The sequence below is a fragment of the Methyloversatilis sp. RAC08 genome, from assembly GCF_001713355.1.
GTDB lineage: Bacteria > Pseudomonadota > Gammaproteobacteria > Burkholderiales > Rhodocyclaceae > Methyloversatilis.
The window spans coordinates 1,588,444-1,613,099 of record NZ_CP016448.1 but is presented as its reverse complement, the minus strand read 5'-3'; the positions used below and the strand labels follow the sequence as shown (position 1 = coordinate 1,613,099).

Genomic DNA, 24,656 nt, shown 5'->3' with positions numbered 1-24,656 from the left:
CCATGGCGAGGCGAGGCGGCTGCGGATTCCCCACCCGATTTCACTGCGAGATAGGCCCCCATGTCCCGACAGGGTTTCAGCTATACCGATGACAGCCTGCGCGACATTGCGCAGGATCTGCTGGACCATGCACGTGCCGGCGGCGCCACCGCGGCCGAGGTCGATGTGTCCGAAGGCTTCGGCCAGTCGGTCACGGTGCGCCGTGGCGAGGTCGAAACGATCGAATACAACCGCGACAAGGGCATCGGCGTCACCGTCTATGTCGGCCAGCGCAAGGGTTACGCCAGTTCGAGCGATTTTTCGCGCGACGCACTGCGAGCTTCGGTCGACGCGGCGCTGTCGATCGCCCGCTTCACCGCCGAAGACGACTGCGCCGGCCTGCCGGACAAATCCCTGCTGGCGACCGAATTCCGCGACCTCGATCTGTACCACCCGTGGGAGCTGCCGGTCGAACAGGCGATCGAGATCGCCAAACGCTGCGAGGATGCCGCGTTCGCCACCTCGCCGGATGTCCGCAATTCGGAAGGCGGTTCCGTGTCGGCCCAGCAGTCTCAGTTCATTTCAGCGAACAGTCTGGGCTTCATGGCGGGTTACTCGAGTTCGCGTCAGTACATCACCTGTTCGGTCATCGCCGGCGAGGGCGACGCCATGCAGCGCGAGGACTGGTACGCCAGCCAGCGGTCGGCGGCCGATCTGCCGTCACCTGAAGCCATCGGCCGCTATGCCGCAGAGCGTGCGCTGGCGCGGCTGGGCGCACGGCGCGTCAGGACCACGCGGGTGCCGGTGCTGTTCGAAGCGCCGCTGGCCATCGGCCTGATCGGCCATTTCGTGCAGGCCGCCAGCGGCGGCTCGCTGTACCGCAAGTCGTCCTTCCTGCTCGACAGCCTGGGCAAGCAGATCTTCTCGCCGCTGATCAGCATCGCCGAACGGCCGCACCTGCCGCGCGCCATGGGCTCCGGCATGTTCGACGACGACGGCGTGGCGACACATGACCGCGAAATCGTGCAGGACGGCGTGCTCAACGGATACTTCCTCAGCACCTATTCGGCGCGCAAGCTGGGCATGCAGACCACCGGCAACGCCGGCGGCTCGCATAACCTCATCGTCAAGCCGGGCACGCGCAGCCTGGCGGACATGATCGGCTCGATCAAACGCGGCCTGCTGGTGACCGAATTGCTGGGGCACGGCGTCAATTACGTCACCGGCGACTATTCGCGGGGCGCCGCCGGCTACTGGATCGAAAATGGCCAGATCGCCCATCCGGTGCAGGAAATCACCATCGCCGGCAATCTGCGCGACATGTACATGGGCATCAAGGAAGTGGGGGCCGACACGCTGGTGCGCGGCTCGAAACAGTGCGGCTCGATCCTGATCGACCGCATGAGGATAGCCGGCGCGTGAGCGCGCGCGGGCGGCGGTCCTTCCTGCAGGCGGCGCCCGCCGCGCTGTTGGCCGCGCCGGCCGTGGTCGGCGCGCAGCCGGCGATCCGCTGGCGGCTGGCGTCGAGCTTTCCGAAGGGGCTCGATGCGCTGTTTCCCGCCGCCGAGCAGGTGGCGCAGCAGGTCAGTGCCGCGACCGGTGGCCGCTTCCAGATCCAGGTATTCGCCGCCAACGAACTGGTGCCACCGTTCGGCGTGCTCGACGCGGTGCGCGAAGGCACGGTCGAGTGCGGTCATTCCGCGTCCTATTACTACATCGGCAAGGACCCGACCTTCGCCTTCGACTGCGCGATGCCGTTCGGCCTGAACAGTCGCCAGCAGAGCGCGTGGCTGCTCGACGGCGGCGGCATGGCGCTGATGCGCGAACTGTTCGCCGGCTACAACATCGTCAACTTCCCATGCGGCAACACCGGGGCGCAGATGGGCGGCTGGTTCCGGCGCGAAATCCGCACCGTTGCCGATCTGAAGGGTTTGAAGATGCGGGTCGGCGGGCTGGCCGGTCAGGTCGTGACCCGGCTGGGCGTGGTGCCGCAGCAGATTCCGGGCTCCGACGTCTATCCGGCGCTGGAAAAGGGTGCGATCGACGCCGCCGAATGGGTCGGGCCGTACGACGATCTGAAACTCGGCTTCTACAAGGTCGCGCCCTATTACTACTACCCCGGCTGGGCTGAAGCCGGGCCGCAGTTGAGCATCTATGTGAATCGGCAGGCACACGAAGCCTTGCCGGAAGAATATCGGCACATTCTCGAAGCCGCCTGCGCGGCCGCGCATGTCGGCATGCAGGCACGCTACGACGCGCGCAATCCGGCGGCGATGAAGAAGCTGATCGCGGGCGGGGCGCAACTGCGCATGTTCTCGCGCGACATCCTGCTCGCCTGTCAGAAGGAGTCGTTCGCGCTGTACCGCGAACTGGCCGCGTCCAATGCGGGTTTTCGCAAGGTGTTCGAGCCCTGGAACCGCTTCCGCTCGGAACAGCACCTGTGGACGCGGATATCGGAGAACAGCGTCGATGCATTCGCCGGACGGCACCCGGTCGACTCGCCCGCAGCGCCCTGAGCCACCGGACACTCCATCGAGCTGAACGACCGCGCGCACCGCAATGCTGTTCAACTCTTACGAATTCATCCTGGCCTTCCTGCCGGTCGTGCTGATCGTGTTCTACCTGCTCGGGTCGCGCGGCTGGACCGAGGCGGCCATCGTGTGGCTGGTGGCAGCATCGCTGTTCTTCTACGGCTGGTGGAATCCGCTCTATCTGGGTCTGCTGTGCGCATCGCTGGCGGCAAACTTCTGGCTCGGCCGAAAGCTGGTGCCCGATGCGCCGCAGCCGGGCGGGCGCAAGGCCTGGCTCGTCGCCGGCCTGCTGCTGAACCTCGGATTGCTCGCCTATTACAAGTACGCGAACTTCTTCGTCGATTCGCTCGGCAAGGTGACCGGGTTCGACGGGTCGATCGGCGCCATCGTGCTGCCGCTGGCCATTTCCTTCTACACCTTTCAGCAGATCGCCTATCTGGTCGATGCCTATCGCGGCGACACGCGCGAATACAGCTTCAGCCACTACTGCCTTTTCGTGACCTTCTTTCCGCAACTCATCGCCGGTCCCATCGTGCATCACCGGGAGGTGCTGCCGCAGTTCGCCCGGCCCGGGGCGTTCCGGCTCGATCACCTGAAACTGGCCATGGGCCTGACGCTGTTCGCGATCGGACTGTTCAAGAAGGTGGTGCTGGGCGACGGTATGGCGGTCTATGCCTCGCCCGCGTTCGCAGCCGCGGCGAGCGGCACGACCCTGAGCTTCTTCGAGGCCTGGCTGGGCACGCTGGCCTACACGCTGCAACTCTATTTCGACTTTTCCGGCTATTCGGACATGGCGTGCGGCCTCGCGCTCATGTTCGGCATCCGGCTGCCGGCGAATTTCCACAGCCCGTACAAGGCGGTCAACATCATCGATTTCTGGCGGCGCTGGCACATGACGCTGTCGCGCTTCCTGCGCGACTACCTCTATATTCCGCTGGGCGGCAACCGGCACGGGCCGTGGCGCCGCCATGTCAATCTGATGATCACCATGCTGCTCGGCGGTCTGTGGCACGGTGCCGGCTGGACCTTCGTGCTGTGGGGTGCGCTGCACGGCGCCTATCTGGTCATCAACCACCTGTGGCATGCGCTGCTGCGCCGCTGCGGGTTCGCGCCCGGCGCCGGCGGCCGGGCCGCGCGATGCGCTGCCGGTCTGCTCACCTTCGTCGCGGTGGTCGTGGCCTGGGTGCCTTTCCGCGCGGCGAATATCGACACCGCGCGGTCCGTACTGTCATCGATGGCAGGGCTGAACGGCATCGGACTGCCGTCCGGGCTCGCCGCGCCGGTCAGGTCGCTCGCGCCGTGGGCGACGCAGAAGTTCGGGCTGAACTTCGACGGCGGCTTTCCGAACAATCTGGTTTTCTGGGCCGACGGATTGCCGTGGATGGGTGTGCTGCTGGTCATCGTGTTCGCCGCGCCCAACAGCAACCAGCTGTTGCGCCGCCATTCTGCGGTGCTGTTGCCCGACCACCTTTCGCCGGAGCGCGGCGCTCCGCGTTTTCCGGTCTGGGCGCCGGGGCCGGCGAGCGTGCTGGTTACGGCGATCGCACTGGTGTGGAGCCTGACCTGGATGACCCGGGTCAGCGAATTCCTGTACTTCCAGTTCTGACCGGGCGATGAGCGCGCGCACCTACAACATCGTGCTGCTCGGGCTGCTCGCCTGCTTTCTCGCCGTGGTCATCCATCTCGTCGTGACGCAGGAACCGGTGAGCGGCGACCTGACGCGGGTCGGCGGGCTGGCCGAGCACGATTTCGGCTGGCGGGGGCAGAAGGCTCGCTTCGATCCGGAACTGGTGCGCTACCGCAAGCCGGGCCAGCCGGTCGTGAGCGCCCAGGTGTTGGTCATCGGTGACTCGTTTTCGCATCAGTCCGGGCATGGCTTCGGCTGGCAGAACCACTTCATTGCACGCACCGGCCTGGATCTGCTCGTTTATCACCTGCGCGGACAGCCGGCCGACAAGTTGCTGTCCGATCCGGCAATCCGCCGCGATCCACCGAAGCTGGTGATCTACCAGAGCGCCGAACTGAGCCTGCCGGATCATCTGCCGCGCTATGCGGGAGACTGCGCGCTGCCGCAGGAGAGGCGCTGGGCACCGCTGCCCGTTCATCCCGTGCCGTATCGCTCGAAAGTGTACGAGCGGCGCACGACCTGGGGCGGCGACATGAAGCCGCGCATCGACCAGGCGATGCACGTGATCAAGCTGAACGGTTTCTGGAACACGAACCCGGCGCGCATCCGCCTGCTGCCGCTGACAAGGGGTGATCTGTTCAGCAGCCGTGACCAGACGCTGCTGGTCTACGGCTACGACGTGCCAGCCGACGACTGGCGTTCGCTTGAGATCGAGAAGATGGCATGCGGGCTGCGCAACCTGAAGACCTTCGTCGAGCGGGAACTGGGCGCGCCCTTCGTCGTGCTGTACGCGCCGGGCAAGCTGTCCGCCTATTCCGGGTACGTCGCCGGCACCCGGCCGAGCTTTGCCGGCTTCATTCCCGCGCTGATCGAACGAAGCGGCATTGCGGCGCCGCCGGTGCGCGAACGCCTGATGCAGGCGATCGCGTCCGGCAGCCGTGACGCGTACCTTCCCAACGACTCGCACTGGGGCGAAACCGGGCACCGTATCGCCGCCGACGCGCTCTATGAGTATCTGCTGTCCTCTGGTCTGATCCGGCCGGAAGGTGCAGCACCCTGATGCGGACCTGCGGACGCCGGACGTGACGAGGGCCGCATGCGCGGCCCTCGTCTTCCGTCGGTCAGCCTGGAATGCTTACAGACCGGCGTCAGCCCGCAGCGCGGCCGCCTTGTCGATCGCTTCCCACGTGAATTCCGGCTCGTCGCGGCCGAAGTGGCCGTAGGCGGCGGTCTTCTGGTAGATCGGACGCAGCAGGTCGAGCATCTGCACGATGCCCTTCGGGCGCAGATCGAAGTGGCGCTTCACGAGTTCGGTCAGCTTTTCGTTCGAAATCTTGCCGGTGCCGAAGGTGTCCACCATGATAGAAGTCGGCTGGGCGACGCCGATGGCGTAGCTCACCTGCACCAACGCCTTCGAAGCGAGGCCGGCGGCAACGATGTTCTTCGCCACGTAGCGAGCGGCGTAGGCGGCTGAGCGATCGACCTTGGACGGGTCCTTGCCGGAGAATGCTCCTCCGCCGTGCGGTGCGGCACCGCCGTAGGTGTCGACGATGATCTTGCGGCCGGTCAGACCGCAGTCACCCTGCGGGCCGCCGACGACGAAGCGGCCGGTCGGATTCACCAGATACTTGATTTCACCCTTGACCAGCTCCGGCGGCAGCACCGGCTTGATCACGTCTTCGATCACCGCCTCGCGGATGGCTTCGAGCGACATGTCGGGCGCGTGCTGGGTGGACAGCACGACCGTATCGATGCGCTCGGGCTTGCCGTCGACGTAGCGGAGGGTGACCTGGCTCTTGGCGTCCGGGCGCAGCCAGGGCAGGCGGCCGTCCTTGCGCAGGTGGGCCTGGCGCTCGACCAGACGGTGCGACAGGTGGATGGCCATCGGCATCAGCACCGACGTTTCGTCGCAGGCGTAGCCGAACATCAGACCCTGGTCGCCGGCGCCCTGGTTCAGGTAGTCATCGCTGGCGCGATCGACGCCCTGCGCGATATCGGGGCTTTGCTTGTCGTAGGCCACCAGCACGGCGCAGCCCTTGTAGTCGATGCCGTATTCGGTGTTGTCGTAGCCGATGCGCTTGAGCGTATCGCGCGTGACGTGGATGTAATCTACGTTGGCCGTGGTGGTGATTTCGCCCGCGAGCACGACGAGCCCGGTGTTGCACAGCGTTTCCGCGGCCACACGGGCGGTCGGGTCCTGCGCGAGGATGGCGTCGAGGATGGCGTCGGACACCTGGTCGGACACCTTGTCCGGGTGACCTTCTGAAACCGATTCCGACGTGAAGAGGTAATCTGACATGCGTCTGCTCCTTTGAATCATCCCTGTGCTGGTTCGTCGAACCAGCCCCGGGAAGCGAGCAGGCGACGCTTTAGCAGTATTTTTAATCCGCCCTGCAAGTTGTCTCGTTTAACTCGGCGGAAGCTTTAGTCTACCGCGTCCCGTTGTTTCCGTGCGCCACGCATTTCTCGATGTCTGCAGTTGCTCACACCCCGGCAAGCCGGCTCGCCGGCGCTGTCTTCGGCCTGTTGTCGCGCTGTTCGCTGCGCGTCCTGCAGCGGGCAGGTGCGTTCGCCGGGCGTCGGATGCACGCGTGGTCGGGCAAGTTCCGCCGCGAGTTCGATGCCAACCTGAAGCGCGCAGTGCCCGATGCCGATGCCGCACTGATCGATGCTGCAGCCGCAAGCGCCGGGCGCGTCGTGTTCGAGTTGCCGTGGGTGTGGATGCGGCCGCGCGAGGAGGTGCTGGCGCGGGTGACAGCCGTCACCGGCTGGGAAAATGTCGAGGCGCTGCACGCGAAAGGACGCGGCGTGGTGCTGCTGACGCCGCACATGGGCGCTTTCGAGGTGGCGGCGCAACTGATCGGCTCGCGCCTGCCGATCACCGTGCTTTATCGCGAGCCACGCCAGGCCTGGCTGGGCCCGCTGATGGCACGCGGGCGAGACGGCGGTGGCGTGTCGCTGGCCGCGGCCGACGGCGGCGGCGTTCGCCGGCTGCTGCGTACGCTGCGTGACGGCGGACTGGTCGGCATCCTGCCCGATCAGGTGCCGGCCAATGGCGAAGGTGTGTGGGCGGATTTCTTCGGCCGTCCGGCCTACACGATGACGCTGGCGGCGCGCCTGACCGAACATGCCGAAGGCCCGCTGATGGTGTTCGCCGAGCGATTGCCGGACGGGCAGGGCTTCCACCTGCACTTCCTGCCGCCCGAGGTGCCGGTCACCGGCGACACGCGGGCGCGCGTCGAGGCGATCAACCGCAGCGTCGAGGCGCTGGTGCGCCGCTATCCCGACCAGTACATCTGGGGTTACAAGCGCTACAAGTGCCCGCCCGGCGTGCAGCGGCCCGCGCTGTAGAATGCGCGCATGTTCGAAAATCCTTCGCCGCAGGCCATCGGCGCGCTGTTGCGGCGCGCGCGCACCGTGGCCGTCGTCGGCCTGTCCCCGAATGAAAACCGCCCGAGTCATCGCGTCGCGCGCGCCATGCAGGGCTTCGGCTGGCGCATCGTGCCGGTGCGCCCGGCCGTGTCCGAAGTGCTCGGCGAGCCCGCCTACGCCTCGCTCGATGACATTCCCGAAGCACTGCGGCGTGAAATCGATCTGGTTGATGTCTTTCTGGCATCGGAACGCGTCGGCCCGGTGGTCGATCGCGCCATCGCGCTCGGTCTGCCGGCCATCTGGCTGCAGGACGGCGTGATCGACGAAGTCGCCGCCCAGCGTGCCAGGGAGGCCGGGCTCACCGTGGTGATGAATCGCTGCGTGTGGCGCGACTGGGTGCCGCTGGCAACTGAATGATCGGATCTGCATGAAGCTGCGTTTTTCCAAGATGCACGGCCTCGGCAACGATTTCGTCGTGATCGATGCCATCCGCCAGCAGGTCGACCTGACGCCCGCGCGCGTGCGCTTTCTGGCCGATCGCCACTTCGGTGTCGGCTGCGACCAGTTGCTGCTGGTCGAGCGCGCACAGCAACCGGGCGTCGATTTCCGCTACCGCATCTTCAATGCCGACGGCGGCGAGGTCGAACAGTGCGGCAATGGCGCGCGTTGCTTCGTGCGCTTCGTGCTCGATCAGGGACTGACCGACAAGCGGCAGATCCGCGTCGAAACGATGTCCGGCGTCATCACGCTGACCGCGGAAGACGACGGTGAAATCACCGTAAACATGGGGGTGCCGGTGTTCGAACCGGCGCGCATCCCGTTCGATTCCGCCTCCGATGCCTTCGTGCAGCCGCTCGACGTGGCGGGTACGGCGGTGCCGATCACTGCCGTGTCGATGGGCAACCCGCATGCGGTGCAGGTGGTGGCCGACGTCGATGCCGCGCCAGTCGCGCAGCAGGGGCCGCTGATCGAATCGCACGCGCGCTTTCCGGCGCGCGTGAACGCCGGTTTCGTGCAGGTGGTCGATGCGCATCACATCCGGTTGCGCGTGTACGAGCGCGGTGCCGGCGAAACGCTGGCTTGCGGCACCGGTGCCTGCGCCGCCGTGGTGGCCGGCGTGGTCAGGAATCTGCTCGAAAGCCCGGTGCGCGTGACGACGCGCGGCGGCGAACTGAACATACGCTGGGCTGGCGAAGGTGAGCCGGTCTACATGACCGGCCCGGCCGTGACCGTTTTTGAAGCAGACATTCATCTGGAGTGACCGAGGCATGAGAGCCGACGACATCGCGCGTTACCTGCAGGACCACCCGCAGTTCTTCGAGGATTACCACGACCTGCTGGCGCAGTTGTACGTCCCGCATCCGCATGGCGGCCGCACCATTTCGATCACCGAGCGGCAGATCCTGACGCTGCGCGAAAAGGCCAAGGCGCTGGAACTGAAGTTGACCGAACTGCTGCGTTTCGGCGAGGACAACGACCTGATCTCGACCCGCGTGCATGCGCTGTCGGTCGCGCTGCTGACCGCCGGCAGCTTCGACGCGCTGATGAACGTGCTGCGCGAACAGCTGGCCGAGGCCTTCGCCGTGCCGCAGCTGGCACTGCGCCTGTGGAACAGCGTGCTGACGCGCGACAGTGACGTGTTCGCGCCGGTCGAGGAGCGCATCCGCGTGTTCGCCAACGATGCGAAGCACCCCTATTGCGGCCCGGTGAACGATCTCGGCGTGGTGGCCTGGTTCGGCGACGCAGCGCCGTCGGTGCAGTCGATTGCGCTGATCCCGCTGCGCCGCGAATCCCGCATCGTCGGTCTGCTGGCACTCGGCTCCGATGACCCGGCGCGCTTCGTGTCCGACATGGGCACGCTCTATCTCGAACGCATCGGCGAGTTGCTCGGCGCGTCGCTGATCCGCGAGTTGGGCTGAGAGGTGGGGCCCCCACGCTCACTTCGTTCGCTGCCCCCCAGGGGGGCTGCGCTCGCCCTCGGGGCGGCCCTGCGGGCGGCGCGTCTGCCCCCACGCTCACTTCGTTCGCTGCCCCCCAGGGGGGCTGCGCTCGCCCTCGGGGCGGCCCTGCGGGCGGCGCGTCTGCCCCCACGCTCACTTCGTTCGCACGGGGTCGGCTTTGCACAGCCGACCCGTTCGGGCGGCGCGGTGTGACCGCCACCCTGATCCTCGCGCCGGGCCGGGAACGCTCGGTGCTGCGGCGCCATCCGTGGATATTCGCCGGTGCGGTCGATCGCATCGACGGTCGCGCCCGGCCGGGCGATACCGTCGTGGTGCAGGCCAGCAACGGCCGTGCGCTGGGGCGTGCAGCGCTGTCGCCCGAGTCCCAGATACGCGCCCGCATGTGGACCTTCGTCGATGAAAGCATCGACGACGCCTTCTTCCGCCGCACCGTTGCGCGCGCAGTCGAACAGCGGCGCGATCTGCCGGAACTGGCGCCCGAATTCGAGGCGTCTGGCGGCGTGCGGCTGCTGCACGGCGAATCCGACGGCCTGCCCGGCGTGGTGGCCGACCGCTACAGCGATGTGATCGTGCTGCAGATCACCAGCGCCGGTGGCGAGAAGTGGCGCGATGCCATCGCCGACGCGCTGACCCGGGTCACCGGCATTGCCCGCATTTACGAACGGTCCGACCCGGACGTACGCGCGCTCGAAGGTCTGGTCGCGCGCACCGGCTGGCTGACCGGCGCCGCAGGGAGCGAGGGCGAGGCACCGCGCCCACTCATTGCCGAGCGCGCCGCGAGCGGCCGCGTCAATATAGAAGTGGACGTGGCCGGCGGCCACAAGACCGGTTTCTACCTCGACCAGCGCGATAGCCGTCGGCTGTGCGGCGAACTGGCGCAGGGGCGGCGGGTGCTGAACTGCTTCTGCTACACCGGCGGCTTTTCGCTGCACGCGCTGGCGGGCGGGGCGACCGAGGTGCTGTCGATCGATTCGTCCGGTCCGGCGCTTGATCTGGCACGCGCCAATCTGGCGCACAACCCGGGCCTGGAAGCCGCCCGCGCGACCTGGCTCGAAGCGGATGTGTTCCAGCACCTGCGCACGCTGCGCGCAGAAGGCCGCAAATTCGATCTGGTCGTGCTCGACCCGCCGAAGTTCGCGCCGTCGGCGTCGCATGCGAAGTCGGCCGCGCGTGCCTACAAGGACATCAACCTGCTCGGATTGCGCCTGCTGGCGCCGGGCGGCCTGCTGATGACCTATTCGTGTTCGGCCGGCATCGACCCGGCGATGTTCCAGGGTATCGTCGCCGATGCGGCGGCCGATGCCGGCATCGGCGCACGCGTTTTGCGCCGGCTTTCGGCCGGGGTCGATCACCCGGTCGGGCTGGCTTTTCCGGAAGGCGAGTACCTGAAAGGGCTGCTCATCCGCGTGGCGTGACAACACGGCTCTTGTTTTACTGCAAACATTGGTATCCTCCCGCTCTTTCCAACTTGGGAGTCCCCGCGGATGGCCACCAAGAACGCCGGCAAGGCAGACAAGCCGCTGACCGAAGCCGACATGCTGAAAATGCCGGAAAAGGACTACATGAACGAGGCGCAGCTCGCGTTTTTCCGCGGCCTGCTCGCGCGCATGCGTGACGACATCCTGCGCAAGGCCGATGAAACGGTCGAGCACATGCGGGAAGTCGATAACGTGTCCGACCCGGCCGACCGCGCGACGGTCGAAGAGGAACACACGCTGGAACTGCGCGCCCGCGACCGTGAGCGAAAGCTGCTGAAGAAGATCGAACAGGCGATCGACCGCATCGACGCAGGCGAGTATGGCTATTGCGACGAAACAGGCGAGCCGATCGGCATCGGACGCCTGCTGGCACGCCCGACGGCAACGCTGACCATCGAAGCGCAGGAACGGCGCGAGCGGCTGCAGAAGCTCTACGGCGACTGAAGCCGCGTTGTCGTCATGAATCTCCTGTTCGTGCTTCGCCGCGTACTGCTGCTGCTGTGCCTGCTCGGCGCACAGCATGTGGCGCTGGCGCATGCGTACGAGCATCATCCGGTGCCCGGTGTGCAGCGGGTCGCGGGATCGGAACACGGCTCGGGTCTGCACGTGGTGTCTTGCGCAGACTGCCTGTCCGTTCAGGCGCTGAATTCTGCGCTACCGGTCACGCTGCCCGGGCTGCGCCACGCCAGCCTCGATCACGAGTTCAGCAGCGCTTCGTCGCTGCCTGCGACGGCTTGCCGCCTGCCTGAGCAGCGCGCGCACGGCCCGCCTTCACACACCCTGATCTGACGCAGCGCGCCGCCTTCAGGCGCGATCCACCCAGTGACAGACCGGCCGCGCCGCGTGCGCGGCCACGCCCTTTCGGGCCAGGGGAACATCCATGCATCACTCGCATTCAGTGCGAAGCGCCATCCTGGCTGCTTCGATAGCCGCCATGGCCGCGCCGGTCGCGGCGCAAACCATCAAGGATCTGCCCACCGTCGTCGTGACCGGCAATCCGCTCGGCAGCGACCTGTCCGATCTGGTCAGCCCGGTATCGGTGATGGACGGCAACGATCTGACGCTGCGCGGCGCCAGTACGCTGGGCGAAACCGTGGGCACGCTGCCCGGCGTCAGCAGCACCTGGTTCGGCCCGAATTCGAGCCGTCCGGTCATCCGCGGCCTCGACGGCGACCGCGTGCGCATCCTGAGCAACGGCGGCGCGACAGTCGATGCGTCGTCACTGTCGTTCGACCACGCGGTGACGACCGATCCGCTGGTGATCGAACGGGTCGAGGTGGTGCGCGGCCCGGCGGCGCTGATGTATGGCGGGAATGCGGTCGGCGGCGTGGTCAACACGCTGGACAACCGCATTCCGCAGGGCGCGCTGTCCGGTGCCAGTGGCCGCCTTGACGGAATTGTCGGCGGCGCCGACTCGACGCGGGCGGTCGCAGGTCGGGCCGAATACGGCGCCAATGGATTCAATCTGCATGTGGATGGCTTCAGCCGCCGCACCAGCGACCTGCGCATTCCGCGCAGCAGCGGCGCATCGCGGCTGCGCAATTCGGCAGCCGAAAGCGAGGGCGGAGGCATCGGCTTTTCGCTGGCCGGCGACAAGGGTTATGTCGGCGCGTCCTACGGTCAGTACGACACGCTGTATGGCACGGTCGCCGAGCCGTCGATCACCATCGACATGCGCAGCGAACGCTGGGATCTGGCCGGCGAGGCGCGCGATCTGGGCGGTTTCATCACCGGCCTTAAATTCCGCGCCGGTCACACCGACTACAAGCACGTCGAACTGGATGACGGCGCGCCAGAGACGCGTTTCTTCAACAAGGGGACTGATTTCCGGGTCGAAGCCAGTCACGCGCCGATCGGTGCCTTCCGCGGCGTATTCGGCGTGCAGCTGGACAGCAGCGACTTTTCGGCGCTCGGCGCGGAGGCCTTCGTGCCCTCGACCAGCACCGATACGCGCGCACTGTTCGTGTTCGAGGAAACGAAGGTCGGCGACCTCAAGCTCACCTTCGGGGGGCGTCTCGAACGCGTGAAGGTGGGTACCGATGGCGGCGGGCCGGATGACGCGAACAATCCCGGTACGCCGCGCTTCGACCCCTCGCAGGAGCGGCGCTTCACCGCGCGCAGCGCGGCCTTCGGTGCCATCTATCCGTTGAACGACATGTTTTCGGTGGCCAGCCAGCTGGCCCACACGGAGCGCGCACCGACCTTTTACGAGTTGTTTGCCAATGGCCCGCATGCCGCCACCGGCAATTACGAACTGGGCAACACCACGCTCGATACCGAAAAATCGAACTCGATCGACCTGCAGCTTCGGGTCAAACGCGGTGATCACAGCGGCAGCGTCGGCGTATTCCACAGCCGCTTCAACAACTACATCGCGCTGTCGGGTAGCGGTCGCAACCGCGAAGAAGACGGTCTGATCGACCCGGCAGGTGAATTGCCTGAATTCACCTACAACGCGGTGCCGGCCAAATTCACCGGTGTCGAGGCGCAGGCGCACCTGCTGCTGTGCCGCTGCGCCGGCGAACTGCACCTCGACCTGCAGGCCGACATGGTGCGTGCCAGCAACCGCGACACCGGTGAGCCGCTGCCGCGCATTGCGCCGATGCGTGCGCTGGCCGCGCTGAACTGGCATCGCGACCGGCTGCAGTTGCGGCTCGAGGCGCAGGGCGTGCGCCGGCAGGACAGGGTTGACGATGGTGGTACACCGACCGCCGGCTATACGCTGGTCAATGCATTTGCCAGCTACGGCTTCTCCGCGGGTGGCATGGGATGGGAAGCCTGGCTGCGCGGCAACAACCTGTTCGATACCGAAGCGCGCAATCACGTGTCCTTCCTGAAGACCATTGCGCCGCTGCCCGGACGCAGCGTGATGGCGGGTCTGCGGATGAATTTCTGAGCGCAGTGACCCGGTGGGCGGACGCCTGTCACGTCTGCTTACCGGATCGGCGCGCTGCGCAGAGGGTTTGCGGGGTAAAGTGAAGATCTGTATCGATTTTGTGCTCGCAGTGCCGTTAACCCTTCGGGTTGACCCGATATATTTCCTCCCGTGGCCTTTTCATTCTTCAAGAAATCACCTGCGCCGCAGGTCGAGACGCGCAAACCCGTGCAGCCCGCCCGCGGCGGCACGGCGTCGCGTCCGCCTCAGAGTGCGCCGCCCCAGAGCGCCCCACCCAGCGGGCCGCTCAGCGTCTCGCCATCGGGCGGGCTGATTTCACTCGACTTCATCTCGCGCGATCCGCTCGAGGGCGCGCGCCGCATGGGCAAGGGCGAGCTGGAAGTGCAGGACGTTTCCAGCGGACTGCACCCGGTAGTCGAAGAAGCGGCGATGCTGTTTGCCAACGGTGAGGATGAAGCCGCGCTGAATGCGCTCGAGCGCGCCACCTTCGACGATCTGGGCAGTTCCGCCGAGCAGGTGTGGGCGATGCTGTTCGACCTGTGCCACGCGCTCGGCCGCTGCGACGCCTTCGAGGCGCACGCGCTGGCCTACGCCGAACGTTTCGAGCGCTCGGCGCCGACCTGGCCAGCCAGCCCGTCCAGAGGCGCGGCGAACGGCCCGCCGACGCTGACGCTGTCGGGGAAGCTGTGCGAAGCCAGCCGCGCGATGATCGACCAGTTCGACCGCCTCGCCTGCAAGACCCCGCTGCTCAGGCTGGATACCGCACGCGTGCAGGACGTGGACGAGGACGGCGCGAAAATGTTGACCGAGGCGTTGGTGAAAATCAGGCGCAGCGGCCACCGGGTGGCGATGATCAACGCCGCGCACCTGCGCGATCTGCTGGCACCGCGCGTCGTTCCGGGCACGGCAGCGCAGCCGGAACAATGGCTGCTCTATCTGGAAGCGCTGCAGCAGCTGGGCGACGAAGCAGCCTTCGAGGAATTTGCCATCCAGTACGCAGTGACCTTCGAACAGTCGCCGCCATCATGGGATGCGCGCTGGGTGTCGGCCACGCTGCTGCCGTCGACGCCTGAACCGGTCAAGCCGGTCGGCAAGCCGGCGGTGGCATTGCAGGGCGAAATCACCGGCGCCAGGCAGGACGCCTTTGCCGTACTGACGGCCGGCGATCATCCGCCGGGTGTGCTTAAGGTCGAATGCTGCGATCTGAAGCGCATGGATTTCATCAGTGCCGGTCTGCTGTTCAACGTGATCACGGCCGTACAGGCCACTGGTCGCCAACCGAGATTCGTCGAGGTGCGCCCGATGATTGCAGCGCTGTTCGTGCTGATCGGCGTGGCTGCCGTGGCAGAAATCCAGCAGCGGCATTTCTGAATCGACCCACTGGGTCGCGCCGGCAAGGGTAAAGTACGCGACCTCTCTGCTTCATCAGGATCAGGCATGGAACAGTTTCACGGCACGACCATCCTTTCGGTGCGCCGTCCGGGCCAAGTTGCGCTCGGCGGCGACGGCCAGGTCACGCTCGGCAACATCGTCGTCAAGTCCACGGCACGCAAGGTGCGTCGTCTTTATCAGGGCCGCATCCTGGCCGGTTTCGCCGGCGGTACGGCCGACGCCTTCACGCTGTTCGAGCGTTTCGAAACCAAGCTGGAGAAGCATCAGGGGCATTTGCTGCGCAGCGCGGTCGAACTGGCCAAGGACTGGCGCACCGATCGCATGCTGCGCCGGCTCGAAGCCATGCTCGCCGTGGCCGATCGCGAATCGTCGCTGATCATCACCGGAAACGGCGATGTGCTTGAACCGGAAGGCGGCATCGTTGCCATAGGGTCGGGCGGTGCATACGCCCAGGCTGCCGCCCGCGCACTGATCGAAAACACCGAACTGTCCGCCAGCGACGTGATTTCGAAATCGCTCGGTATCGCCGGTGACCTGTGCATCTACACCAATCAGAGCCACACCATCGAAGTGATCGAATGGTGACGAATACTGCCGCTTCCAGTCACACCATGACGCCATCCGAAATCGTGTCCGAACTGGACAAGCACATCGTCGGGCAGACGCGCGCCAAGCGCGCTGTTGCCGTAGCGCTGCGCAACCGCTGGCGCCGCGCCCAGGTGGCCGAGCCGCTGCGTACCGAAATCACGCCGAAGAACATTCTGATGATCGGGCCGACCGGTGTCGGCAAGACCGAGATCGCGCGCCGGCTGGCCCGACTGGCCAACGCGCCCTTCATCAAGGTCGAGGCGACCAAGTTCACCGAAGTGGGCTATGTCGGGCGCGATGTCGACAGCATCATCCGCGATCTGATGGAAATCGCGATCAAGGACCTGCGCGAGCGCGCGATGAAGGCGTCGCGCACGCGTGCCGAGGACGCCGCGGAAGACCGCATTCTTGACGTGCTGCTGCCGCCGGCCCGCCCGACGGGTTTCGGCACCGACGCCCCACCGGCGGAAGAATCCGGCACGCGACAGAAATTCCGCAAGAAGCTGCGCGAGGGCGAACTGGACGACAAGGAGATCGACATCGAGGTCGCGCAGTCGGCGCAATCGATGGAAATCCTGACGCCGCCCGGCATGGAGGAGTTGTCCGGTCAGCTGCAGTCGATGTTCCAGAACATGGGCAACCCGCGCCGCAGCCGGCGCCGCATGACCATCGCGGAAGCGATGCGCGTGCTGACCGACGAAGAGGCCGCGCTGTTGGTGAACGAGGACGAGGTGAAGCAGCAGGCGCGCGTTGCGGTCGAGCAGCATGGCATCGTGTTCCTCGATGAGATCGACAAGATCGCCACCCGCTCCGAACATGGCGGTGCCGACGTGTCGCGCCAGGGCGTACAGCGCGACCTGCTGCCACTGGTCGAAGGCACAACCATCAGCACCAAGTACGGCATGGTGAAGACGGATCACATTCTGTTCATCGCCAGCGGCGCTTTCCACCTGTCGCGCCCGAGCGACCTGATTCCGGAAATGCAGGGCCGCTTCCCGATCCGGGTCGAACTCGAATCCTTGTCGGTTGACGATTTCGAACGCATCCTGACCGCCACCGACGCCTGCCTGACGCGCCAGTACATTGCACTGCTGGGCACCGATGGCGTCACGCTGGATTTCACCGCCGACGGTATCCGCCGGCTCGCCGAAGTCGCCTGGTCGGTGAACGAGCGCACCGAGAACATCGGCGCGCGCCGCCTGCACACGGTGATGGAAAAGCTGCTGGAAGACGTGTCCTTCGACGCCGGCCGACACGACAGCGCACTGACTGTGGATGCCGCCTATGTCGACGTCCGTCTGGGCGAACTGTCGCAGAGCGAAGACCTTGCCCGCTATGTACTTTGAGCGCACTCCGTTGCGCATCGCTCTGTCCCGCTATCCGAGTTTTCGCCGCAGCGTCCGCCTGTCCGTCCTCATGAGCGTCCGATGACCCCGATCGCCCGTACCCGCCTGCTGTTCTTGCTGTCCTACCTCTGTTTCGGCCTCGTCGCCTATGCGCTCTACCTGCAGCATGTCGAACGACTGGCGCCGTGCCCGCTGTGCATCCTGCAGCGCTACGCCTTCGCCGGAGCCGGCCTGTTCCTGTTGCTGAGCGCATTGTTCGGCGGTGCGCTGTCGCGCAGCGGGCTGTGGCTGACGGCGCTGGTCGCCGGCTCGGGTGCGGCGATTGCCGCTCGCCACGTCTATGTGCTGTACAACCCTTCGGTCAGCTGCGGCCTCGATCCGGTCGAGGACTTCGTCAACAGCCTGCCGCCCGCACAGTGGCTGCCCCAGCTGTTCTTCGCCGACGGCGCCTGCGGTGCCAAACTGCCGCCGATCTTCGGGCTCGACATTCCGGAGTGGTCGCTCGCCTGGCTGGTGGCCCTGACGCTGATCGCCGTGCTGCTTTCGTGGCGCCGGCACTGAGCCGCGGTACCCGCTGTTCCGTTTGTGCAGCATCCGGACGGGCGCCGAGCACAAGCAACGGTTGCTGATGCACAATCCGCGTGCATCAACCTTTCTGCTTCCGGACACTATGAACCATCAGAAAAAACCCGTCATCGTGGTGGTGGGCGGCGGCGCAGGCGGACTTGAGCTCGCGACCAGCCTCGGAGACCGCTACGGCGAAAAGGGTCTGGCCGACGTGGTGCTGGTCGATGCGTCGCCGATCCACATCTGGAAGCCGCACCTGCACGAAGTCGCGGCCGGACGCATGGATATGCACATGCACCGGCTCGAATACGTTGCCCAGGCGCGCTGGCACAGCTTCGAGTTCCAGCTTGGCCGCATGACGGCGCTCGATCGTGAGAACAAGACCATCCACATCGAGGCGGTACCGGACTTCGACGGTGACCCCATGCTGCCGGAGCGCGAGCTGCATTACGACTATCTGGTGATCGCCATCGGCAGCACGGTGAATACCTTCGGCATTCCGGGCGCCGACGCATTCACGATGGCACTCGACTCGACCCACGACGCCGAACGCTTCCGGCAGAAGCTGGTGGCCGCCTGCATGCGCGCCGACGCGCGCGCCGAGCGCGGCGAGCCGCACCAGGTGTCGATCGCCATCATCGGTGCCGGCGCAACGGGTGTCGAACTGTCGGCCGAGCTGCGGCATACCAGCAAGGTGTTGCGGGCTTTCGGGGTGCACAGCATGGACCCGCGGCAGGATGTCCGGATCACGTTGATCGAGGCGGCCGATCGCGTGCTGCCGGCTCTGCCGATGAGAATTTCCGCTTCAGTCGAGGGCCTGCTCAGGAAGATGGGCATCGATGTGCTGAAGTCCGAACGGGTCAGCGAAGTGAGCAAGGATGGTCTCGCCACGGCCAGCGGTCAGTTCATCCGTGCTGACCTGATGGTGTGGGCGGCCGGCATCAAGGCGCCGAACATGCTTGCCGGTTTTGGCGGTCTGGAATCGAACCGCATCAACCAGCTGGTCGTGGATGATCACCTGACGAGCACGCGCGACCCGGACGTGTTCGCCTTCGGTGACTGCGCTGCCTGCGTCTGGCTGGACGGCGAAGGCACGATTCCGCCGCGTGCCCAGGCGGCACACCAGCAGGCCAGCTATCTGGTGAAGATTTTCGACATGCGCCTGTTCGGCAAGGGCGATCCCGGCCCGTTCAAATACAAGGACTTCGGTTCTCTGGTGTCACTGGGCAAGACCGGTGCAACCGGCAACCTGATGGGCGGCATCATCGGCGGCAGCATGTTCATCGAAGGTCTGGTGGCACGCGCGATGTACCGCTCGCTGTACCAGATGCACCAGATTGCGCTGCACGGCTGGATCAAAAGTTCGATCGACGCGCTGGCGCGCATCATCAAGCGCAGCACGGAGCCGCACGTCAAGCTGCATTGAAGCCGGTGCAAGGGGGAAGGAGGGTCAGGTCCGGGGGCCGCAGACTTCGCACGCGGGGTCGCGCGGCAGCGTGATGCTGCGCCACTCCATGCCCAGGGCGTCGAGCAGCAGCAGGCGGCCAGCCAGCGACCGGCCGGTTTGCGCCAACAACTTCAGCGCTTCGGCAGCCTGCATCGTGCCAATGATGCCGGTCAGTGGTGCGAACACGCCCATCACCGCGCAGCGCACCTCGTCGGCGTCGCCGCCTTCCGGAAACAGGCAGTGGTAGCAGGGTGCTTCGGCATCGCGGCTGTCGAACACCGACACCTGACCGTCGAAGCGGATCGCTGCGCCCGACACCAGCGGCGTGCGCGCGGCCACGCAGGCGCGGTTGATGGCATGGCGGGTGGCGAAATTGTCGCTGCAGTCGAGCACGACGTCGGCCGCCTCGACCTGTTCGCGTAAAGCGTCGCCAGCCAGCCGGGTCTTGAGTGCGATCACCTCGATGCCCGGGTTGATGTCGTGCAGTGTTTCTCGCGCCGACTCGACCTTGGCCCGCCCGACCGAATGCTGCCGGTGCAGCACCTGCCGCTGCAGATTGGTCAGGTCGACCTCGTCATCGTCGGCGATCACCAGCGTGCCGACACCAGCAGCCGCCATGTAGAGCGCGGCCGGGCAGCCCAGGCCACCGGCGCCGACGATCAGGGCCCGCGAGGCGAGCAGTCTGTCCTGACCTTCTATGCCTATCGGGTCCAGCAGGATGTGCCGGCTATAGCGCAGCAGTTGTTCGTCGTTCATTGAAGATAGGTTGCCGCCGTGCGGTGTCAGCGGTAGTCGCGCAGTTCGGTCGGCGTGTCGTCATGGTCGCCGTGCGGATGGTGCTGCCAGGCCTTGACATAGATTTCGTTCGATTTCTTGATCAGCCGTTCCGGTTGCCGCAGATTGCGCAGCTGGGTGTCTTCGCAGAAATACAGCAGTGCGCGCACGATGCGCATCACCAGTCCGGTGTCGGTGTGGAAGCCGTGCTGATCCAGCATCCGTTCGATGCTGCGGAAACTGTGCTCGGCCAGACTGTATTCGATGGCCAATGCGCGACCGCGGCGACCGGTGACGGTGATGTTGCCCTGCGCGGTCAGGAACCGGCTGGCTTCATCGATACGCTCGTAGCTGCGCAGGCTGAAGCGCAGTTCCCGGTGCTTCATCAGGCCGGCCTGTGGGCCGTAACCCGGCTTGCGCGGGGCGCGGTGCTCGCGACCGAAACGACGCTGGCTTGCATGCGCGGCCATCATTCAGCTCCTCAATCCGGTAGGTCCGACGGCCCGCAGGCGGACGCCGGACATGCTGGCCGGACCGCGCAGGCGCGGTCGCAGCTCAGTTCTTCTGCATGATCTGCAGGCCCTTCAGCAGATTCAGCGCCTGTGTGAACTGGTAATCGGTCTTGGTCGCGAATTCGAACGGCGCAGCCTGCTTGTCGTCCTCGTCCTCCTTCGCCGGAGCCGGTTTGCCCTTGGCGCCCGGATCGGCCGGCATTGCAGGGATTTCCACGTCCTTGTCGTTGTTCAGGTGGCGGTCGAGATCGGCCTCTCGCAGGCGCATTCCGCTGCTGCCGTTGGCGCTTTCCTCGACGACGATGTCCGGCACGATGCCCTTGGCCTGGATCGAGCGGCCGTTCGGCGTGTAGTAGCGCGCCGTGGTCAGCTTGATCGCCGTGTTGTTGGTCAGCGGCATGATGGTCTGCACCGAACCTTTGCCGAAGGTCTGGGTGCCCATGATGACGGCGCGCTTGTGGTCCTGCAGCGCGCCGGCAACGATCTCCGAAGCCGAAGCGGAACCCGAATTCACCAGCACCACCAGCGGCACCGACTTGGCACCCGCCGGCAGGGTCTGCAGGAAGTCGTCGCGACTGCCGCGCAGGTAGTCTTCCGGCGATGCGATGAAGCGGCGCTTTGCGTCATCGGTACGACCGTCGGTCGATACCACCAGCGCCTTCGGCTGCAGGAAAGCCGCAGACACGCCGACCGCACCGTGCAGCAGGCCGCCCGGATCGTTGCGCAGGTCGAGCACCAGACCTTTCAGCTCACCATCCTTGTAAAGCTTGCCGATGTGCTTGGCCAGATCTTCCGCGCTCTGTTCCTGGAACTGGGTCAGCCGCAGGTAGCCGTACCCCGGCTCGACCAGCTTGGACTTCACGCTCTGCACCTTGATCACTTCGCGCATCAGCGTCACTTCGATCGGCTTGGTTTCGCCCTTGCGCGCGATGGTCAGGCGGATGCTGGTGTTCGGCTTGCCGCGCATGCGCTTGACCGCATCGCTGAGGTTCAGCCCCTTGGTCGAGGTGTCATCGAGCTTGATGATCAGGTCGCCGGACTTGATGCCGGCGCGAAACGCGGGTGTGTCCTCGATCGGTGACACCACCTTGACGAAACCGTCTTCCATGCCCACTTCGATGCCGAGACCGCCGAATTCGCCCTGGGTCCCGGCCTGCAGATCCTTGAACGCATCCTGGTCGAGGTAGGCGGAATGCGGGTCGAGCCCGGACAGCATGCCGCTGATGGCCTGGGTGATCAGCTTCTTGTCATCGACCGGCTCGACGTAGCTGGCCTTGACCGCATTGAGGACGTCGGCGAACTGGCGGAGCTCTTCCACCGGCAGACTGCTGCCCGGCGTCTTGTTTGCATTGGCGGAGAAATTGAGACTGAGCAGCACGCCTGCACAAAGCCCGATCATGATCAGGCCGGTTTGCTGCAGCTTCTTTTGCATCGAAAGCACTCCGCGTGTGTATCGGCCGGAAATCTAGCGGGAAACCCATTTCAAGGGATCCAGCGCCTGTCCCTGATGCCGCAATTCAAAGTATAAACCCGATTCCAGAGCCCCACCGCTGCTGCCGATCGAGGCGATGTTCTCGCCGCTGCCGACGCGTGCGCCCACCCCTTTGAGCAGGGCTTCATTGTTGCCGTAGATGCTCAGGTAATGGTCACCGTGGTCGACGATGATCAGGTTGCCGAAGCCGCGCAGCCAGTCGGCGAACACCACGGTGCCCGCTGCCACGGCTTTCACGTCGCCGGCACCGGCACGGATGAAAATGCCGCGCAGCGGTGTGCCGCCATCGGCGCTTTGGGCACCAAAGCGGCGCGCAAGTTCGCCGCTGGCCGGCCACGGCAGTTTGCCGCGCAACTTCACGAAGGGCTGGCCGCCGTGATCGACCGGCAGCGACTGCACGACCGGACCGGTGTCTGCCTTGTTGCGGGCGGGTTCCGGGTCGTCTGCGGGTGGGGCTGCACCGGGCGCCGGACGCGGCACGGTGCGCGCACTTTTCTTTGACAGGGCTTCGATCAGCCGGCTGAGTCTCGCCTCGTCGCGCTTCAGCGTGGCCAGTTCGCGCCGTTCGGTGCGCAACTGGGTGGCCAGCCGGTCGAGCACCTTGCGGCGCACAGTGTTTTCGGCGGCCAGTCGTTCGCGTTCGCGTTCGCGTTCCGCCTCCAGCGTGCGAACCTGTTCGAGCTGGCTGTCCTGCTGCGCCAGCAGATCGCGCTGCTTCGCCAGCGCGGCGCGATGGGTGTCCATCAGCGCGAGCTGGCTGCGCGACAGGCTGCGCAGGTAGTGCAGGTCGCGCGCGCTCTGGTTCGGGTCGGTGCCCGACAGCAGATGGCGCAGCGCATCGGCTTCGCCGGCGCGCTGGTGGCCGCGCAGCAGTTGGGCGAGCTGTGTCTGCTGGCGCTGCAGCGTTGCTTCGCCGGTGGCGATGTCGGTGCGCGTGCGGGCAAGTGCCGTCTCGACCTCCTTGCGCTGCCGGCTGATGTCGCGCAGCGCGCGGGTGGCGTCCGAGATGGCCTTTTCGGAACCGCGCAGTTCATCGCGCGCCTCGCGGTGAGCGCTTTCGGACTGGTTCAGCTCGTCCCGCAGCGCTTCCATGCGCTGCTGCAGTGCCTTGAGCTGCTCCGGACTGGACTGGACCGCGCGTTCAGCCTGCGCGGTCAGTGGCAGCGCGCACAGCAGGGCAAGGAGGAACCGGAGCTTCACTCCATCCACGGCGGGCGTTGCTCGGTCTGCGTCTCCTCCGTATCCGGAATCGGTGGTCGCTGGCGCTGCGGAACGGCGCGGCTCTGGTTGGCAACGGCGTCGATGGCGGCCCTGATCGCCTCCTGGTCGCCCAGGTAGTAGTGGCGGATCGGCTTCAGGTCATCGTCCAGCTCATAGACCAGCGGCTGTGCGGTCGGGATGTTCAGGCCGAGGATGTCCTGCTCGGACACGTTGTCGAGATACTTGATCAGCGCACGCAGGCTGTTGCCGTGAGCAACGATGAGCACGTTCTTGCCGGACTTGATCTGCGGCACGATTTCCGCGCTCCAGAATGGCAGCACGCGGGCCACGGTGTCCTTCAGGCATTCGGTGCGCGGAAAGCATTCGTTCGGAACTTCGGCGTAGCGCGGGTTCTTGCGGTCGAGGCGCGGGTCGTCCTCTTCCAGCGCTGGCGGCGGCGTGTCGTAGGAGCGGCGCCATGCCAGCACCTGTTCCTCGCCGAAGCGCTGCGCCGTCTGCGCCTTGTCCAGACCCTGCAGGGCGCCGTAGTGACGCTCGTTCAGGCGCCAGGTCGGGCGGATCGGAATCCACATCAGATTCATCTGTTCGAGCGCAACATACAGCGTCTTGTTGGCACGCTTGAGCACCGACGTGAAGGCCACATCGAAGCGGTAGGACTCGCGGGCGAGCAGGCGGCCGGCTTCGCGCGCCTCGATTTCGCCCTTTTCGGTCAGACCGACGTCGGTCCAGCCGGTGAAACGGTTTTCCTTGTTCCAGACGGATTCGCCATGGCGCAACAGAACGAGCTTGTACATGAGGTGGGATCTGTAGGGTGGGATCGGGTCGGGCGCGGCATCCTGCGGCGGAACGTTGCGCTACTGATTCGTGGTCGGTAGGTGAGCCGCGCGCGCTTGGGCTAAAATCGACATTTTCCCAGAAAAAGCATTTCGCGGTCCGGTAAAAAATCGACATACCTGCGCGTTTCGACGCGTACCGAATGGTCGGATGCTTCCGCACGACGACCCGCTCACCCGGGCACGCGACTTCATTCCGACTCTTACACTGGCTGCCCTCAGACTCCATGGACTTCGTAACGACCAATTACATCTGGGCCATCACCGCTTTCATGAGCGGTGCCGGGCTCATCATCCTGACCATTCGCCAGAAGGTGTCCGGGCCGCGCCTGTCACCGGCCCAGGCCACCCAGCTGATCAACCGCGAAGACGCGCAGGTGATCGACGTGCGTGATCAGGCGGAATGGTCAAAGGGTCACATCAATGGCGCACGGCACATTCCGGCGGGCGAAGTCGCCCAACGACTCGGCGAACTGGAAAAGTTCAAGCAGCGAGCGCTTATCGTCGTCTGCGCCAGCGGCCAGCGCTCGGCGAGTGCCTGCTCGGCGCTGCGCAAGGCGGGTTTCGAGAAGGTTTTTGCGCTGGACGGCGGGATCGGTGCCTGGGAACAGGCCGGCCTGCCGCTGACAAAGAAGTGATG

24 protein-coding genes are annotated in these 24,656 nt (G+C 65.8%); 18 read left to right on the top strand and 6 right to left on the bottom strand.

What is annotated here, in order from left to right; genetic code table 11:
• Positions 1-60 precede the first annotated feature (60 nt).
• From pmbA to BSY238_RS07385, 4 genes are read left to right on the top strand one after another with little or no spacing between them, the layout of a single operon-like run.
• On the top strand, positions 61-1,401 hold the full coding sequence (pmbA, locus tag BSY238_RS07400; RefSeq protein WP_069038564.1) for a metalloprotease PmbA: 1,341 nt from the start codon (positions 61-63) through the stop codon (positions 1,399-1,401).
• Complete coding sequence (locus tag BSY238_RS07395) at positions 1,398-2,495, top strand: TRAP transporter substrate-binding protein (RefSeq protein ID WP_069038563.1); 1,098 nt, start codon at positions 1,398-1,400, stop codon at positions 2,493-2,495. Before pmbA ends, BSY238_RS07395 begins: the two co-directional genes overlap by 4 nt.
• A gap of 43 nt (positions 2,496-2,538) precedes the next feature.
• Positions 2,539-4,116, top strand: a complete 1,578-nt coding sequence (locus tag BSY238_RS07390) for an MBOAT family O-acyltransferase (protein WP_069038562.1) — start codon at positions 2,539-2,541, stop codon at positions 4,114-4,116.
• Between the two features lie 7 nt (positions 4,117-4,123).
• A complete protein-coding gene (locus tag BSY238_RS07385) occupies positions 4,124-5,197 on the top strand; it encodes a hypothetical protein (protein WP_069038561.1) in 1,074 nt (357 codons plus the stop codon).
• A 75-nt stretch (positions 5,198-5,272) separates the two neighbouring features.
• Here BSY238_RS07385 and metK read toward each other — a convergent pair whose 3' ends face one another.
• Positions 5,273-6,436, bottom strand: a complete 1,164-nt coding sequence (gene metK / locus BSY238_RS07380) for a methionine adenosyltransferase (RefSeq protein WP_069038560.1) — start codon at positions 6,434-6,436, stop codon at positions 5,273-5,275.
• Positions 6,437-6,606: 170 nt separating this feature from the next.
• Between metK and BSY238_RS07375 the strand changes: the two genes are divergently transcribed.
• From BSY238_RS07375 to BSY238_RS07315, 13 genes are all read left to right on the top strand, one after another.
• Complete coding sequence (locus BSY238_RS07375) at positions 6,607-7,488, top strand: lysophospholipid acyltransferase family protein (protein ID WP_069038559.1); 882 nt, start codon at positions 6,607-6,609, stop codon at positions 7,486-7,488.
• Positions 7,489-7,497: 9 nt separating this feature from the next.
• On the top strand, positions 7,498-7,926 hold the full coding sequence (locus BSY238_RS07370) for a CoA-binding protein (protein ID WP_069038558.1): 429 nt from the start codon (positions 7,498-7,500) through the stop codon (positions 7,924-7,926).
• 10 nt (positions 7,927-7,936) lie between these two features.
• Positions 7,937-8,770: a diaminopimelate epimerase gene (dapF, locus tag BSY238_RS07365; protein ID WP_069038557.1), complete on the top strand. Its 834-nt coding sequence runs from the start codon at positions 7,937-7,939 to the stop codon at positions 8,768-8,770.
• 7 nt (positions 8,771-8,777) lie between these two features.
• Positions 8,778-9,428 (top strand): DUF484 family protein, encoded by a 651-nt coding sequence (locus BSY238_RS07360; RefSeq protein ID WP_069038556.1) that lies wholly within the window; start codon positions 8,778-8,780, stop codon positions 9,426-9,428.
• A gap of 230 nt (positions 9,429-9,658) precedes the next feature.
• A complete protein-coding gene (locus BSY238_RS07355; RefSeq protein ID WP_069038555.1) occupies positions 9,659-10,885 on the top strand; it encodes a class I SAM-dependent rRNA methyltransferase in 1,227 nt (408 codons plus the stop codon).
• Between the two features lie 69 nt (positions 10,886-10,954).
• Positions 10,955-11,392: an RNA polymerase-binding protein DksA gene (gene dksA, locus BSY238_RS07350; protein ID WP_069038554.1), complete on the top strand. Its 438-nt coding sequence runs from the start codon at positions 10,955-10,957 to the stop codon at positions 11,390-11,392.
• A 15-nt stretch (positions 11,393-11,407) separates the two neighbouring features.
• On the top strand, positions 11,408-11,737 hold the full coding sequence (locus tag BSY238_RS07345) for a hypothetical protein (RefSeq protein WP_069038553.1): 330 nt from the start codon (positions 11,408-11,410) through the stop codon (positions 11,735-11,737).
• 145 nt (positions 11,738-11,882) lie between these two features.
• Positions 11,883-13,844: a TonB-dependent receptor gene (locus BSY238_RS07340; RefSeq protein WP_223300309.1), complete on the top strand. Its 1,962-nt coding sequence runs from the start codon at positions 11,883-11,885 to the stop codon at positions 13,842-13,844.
• Between the two features lie 150 nt (positions 13,845-13,994).
• The gene (locus BSY238_RS07335; RefSeq protein WP_069038551.1) at positions 13,995-15,215 is read left to right on the top strand and encodes an STAS domain-containing protein; all 1,221 of its coding nucleotides are present in this window, start codon (positions 13,995-13,997) and stop codon (positions 15,213-15,215) included.
• Between the two features lie 66 nt (positions 15,216-15,281).
• Entirely contained in the window at positions 15,282-15,821 is a 540-nt protein-coding gene (hslV, locus tag BSY238_RS07330) for an ATP-dependent protease subunit HslV (protein WP_069038550.1), read from the top strand.
• Positions 15,822-15,847: 26 nt separating this feature from the next.
• Positions 15,848-17,170, top strand: a complete 1,323-nt coding sequence (hslU, locus tag BSY238_RS07325) for an ATP-dependent protease ATPase subunit HslU (protein ID WP_069040532.1) — start codon at positions 15,848-15,850, stop codon at positions 17,168-17,170.
• Between the two features lie 81 nt (positions 17,171-17,251).
• A complete protein-coding gene (locus BSY238_RS07320) occupies positions 17,252-17,731 on the top strand; it encodes a disulfide bond formation protein B (RefSeq protein ID WP_069038549.1) in 480 nt (159 codons plus the stop codon).
• Positions 17,732-17,840: 109 nt separating this feature from the next.
• Positions 17,841-19,163, top strand: coding sequence for an NAD(P)/FAD-dependent oxidoreductase (locus BSY238_RS07315; protein ID WP_069038548.1), 1,323 nt, complete (start codon positions 17,841-17,843; stop codon positions 19,161-19,163).
• A 24-nt stretch (positions 19,164-19,187) separates the two neighbouring features.
• Here the strand turns inward: BSY238_RS07315 and BSY238_RS07310 are convergent, their stop codons facing one another.
• The 5 genes from BSY238_RS07310 to gpmA all read right to left on the bottom strand — a co-directional run bounded on the left by BSY238_RS07310 (position 19,188) and on the right by gpmA (position 23,977).
• Positions 19,188-19,940, bottom strand: coding sequence for a HesA/MoeB/ThiF family protein (locus BSY238_RS07310; protein WP_069038547.1), 753 nt, complete (start codon positions 19,938-19,940; stop codon positions 19,188-19,190).
• A gap of 26 nt (positions 19,941-19,966) precedes the next feature.
• Positions 19,967-20,428 (bottom strand): hypothetical protein, encoded by a 462-nt coding sequence (locus BSY238_RS07305; RefSeq protein WP_069040531.1) that lies wholly within the window; start codon positions 20,426-20,428, stop codon positions 19,967-19,969.
• Between the two features lie 85 nt (positions 20,429-20,513).
• Positions 20,514-21,902: a S41 family peptidase gene (locus BSY238_RS07300; RefSeq protein WP_069038546.1), complete on the bottom strand. Its 1,389-nt coding sequence runs from the start codon at positions 21,900-21,902 to the stop codon at positions 20,514-20,516.
• A 33-nt stretch (positions 21,903-21,935) separates the two neighbouring features.
• Positions 21,936-23,162, bottom strand: a complete 1,227-nt coding sequence (locus tag BSY238_RS07295; protein WP_069038545.1) for a murein hydrolase activator EnvC family protein — start codon at positions 23,160-23,162, stop codon at positions 21,936-21,938.
• Complete coding sequence (gene gpmA / locus BSY238_RS07290; RefSeq protein WP_069038544.1) at positions 23,159-23,977, bottom strand: 2,3-diphosphoglycerate-dependent phosphoglycerate mutase; 819 nt, start codon at positions 23,975-23,977, stop codon at positions 23,159-23,161. Before gpmA ends, BSY238_RS07295 begins: the two co-directional genes overlap by 4 nt.
• Positions 23,978-24,243: 266 nt before the next feature.
• On the opposite strand from gpmA, the gene BSY238_RS07285 reads away from it, so the two are divergent.
• On the top strand, positions 24,244-24,654 hold the full coding sequence (locus tag BSY238_RS07285; protein ID WP_069038543.1) for a rhodanese-like domain-containing protein: 411 nt from the start codon (positions 24,244-24,246) through the stop codon (positions 24,652-24,654).
• Positions 24,655-24,656 lie beyond the last annotated feature (2 nt).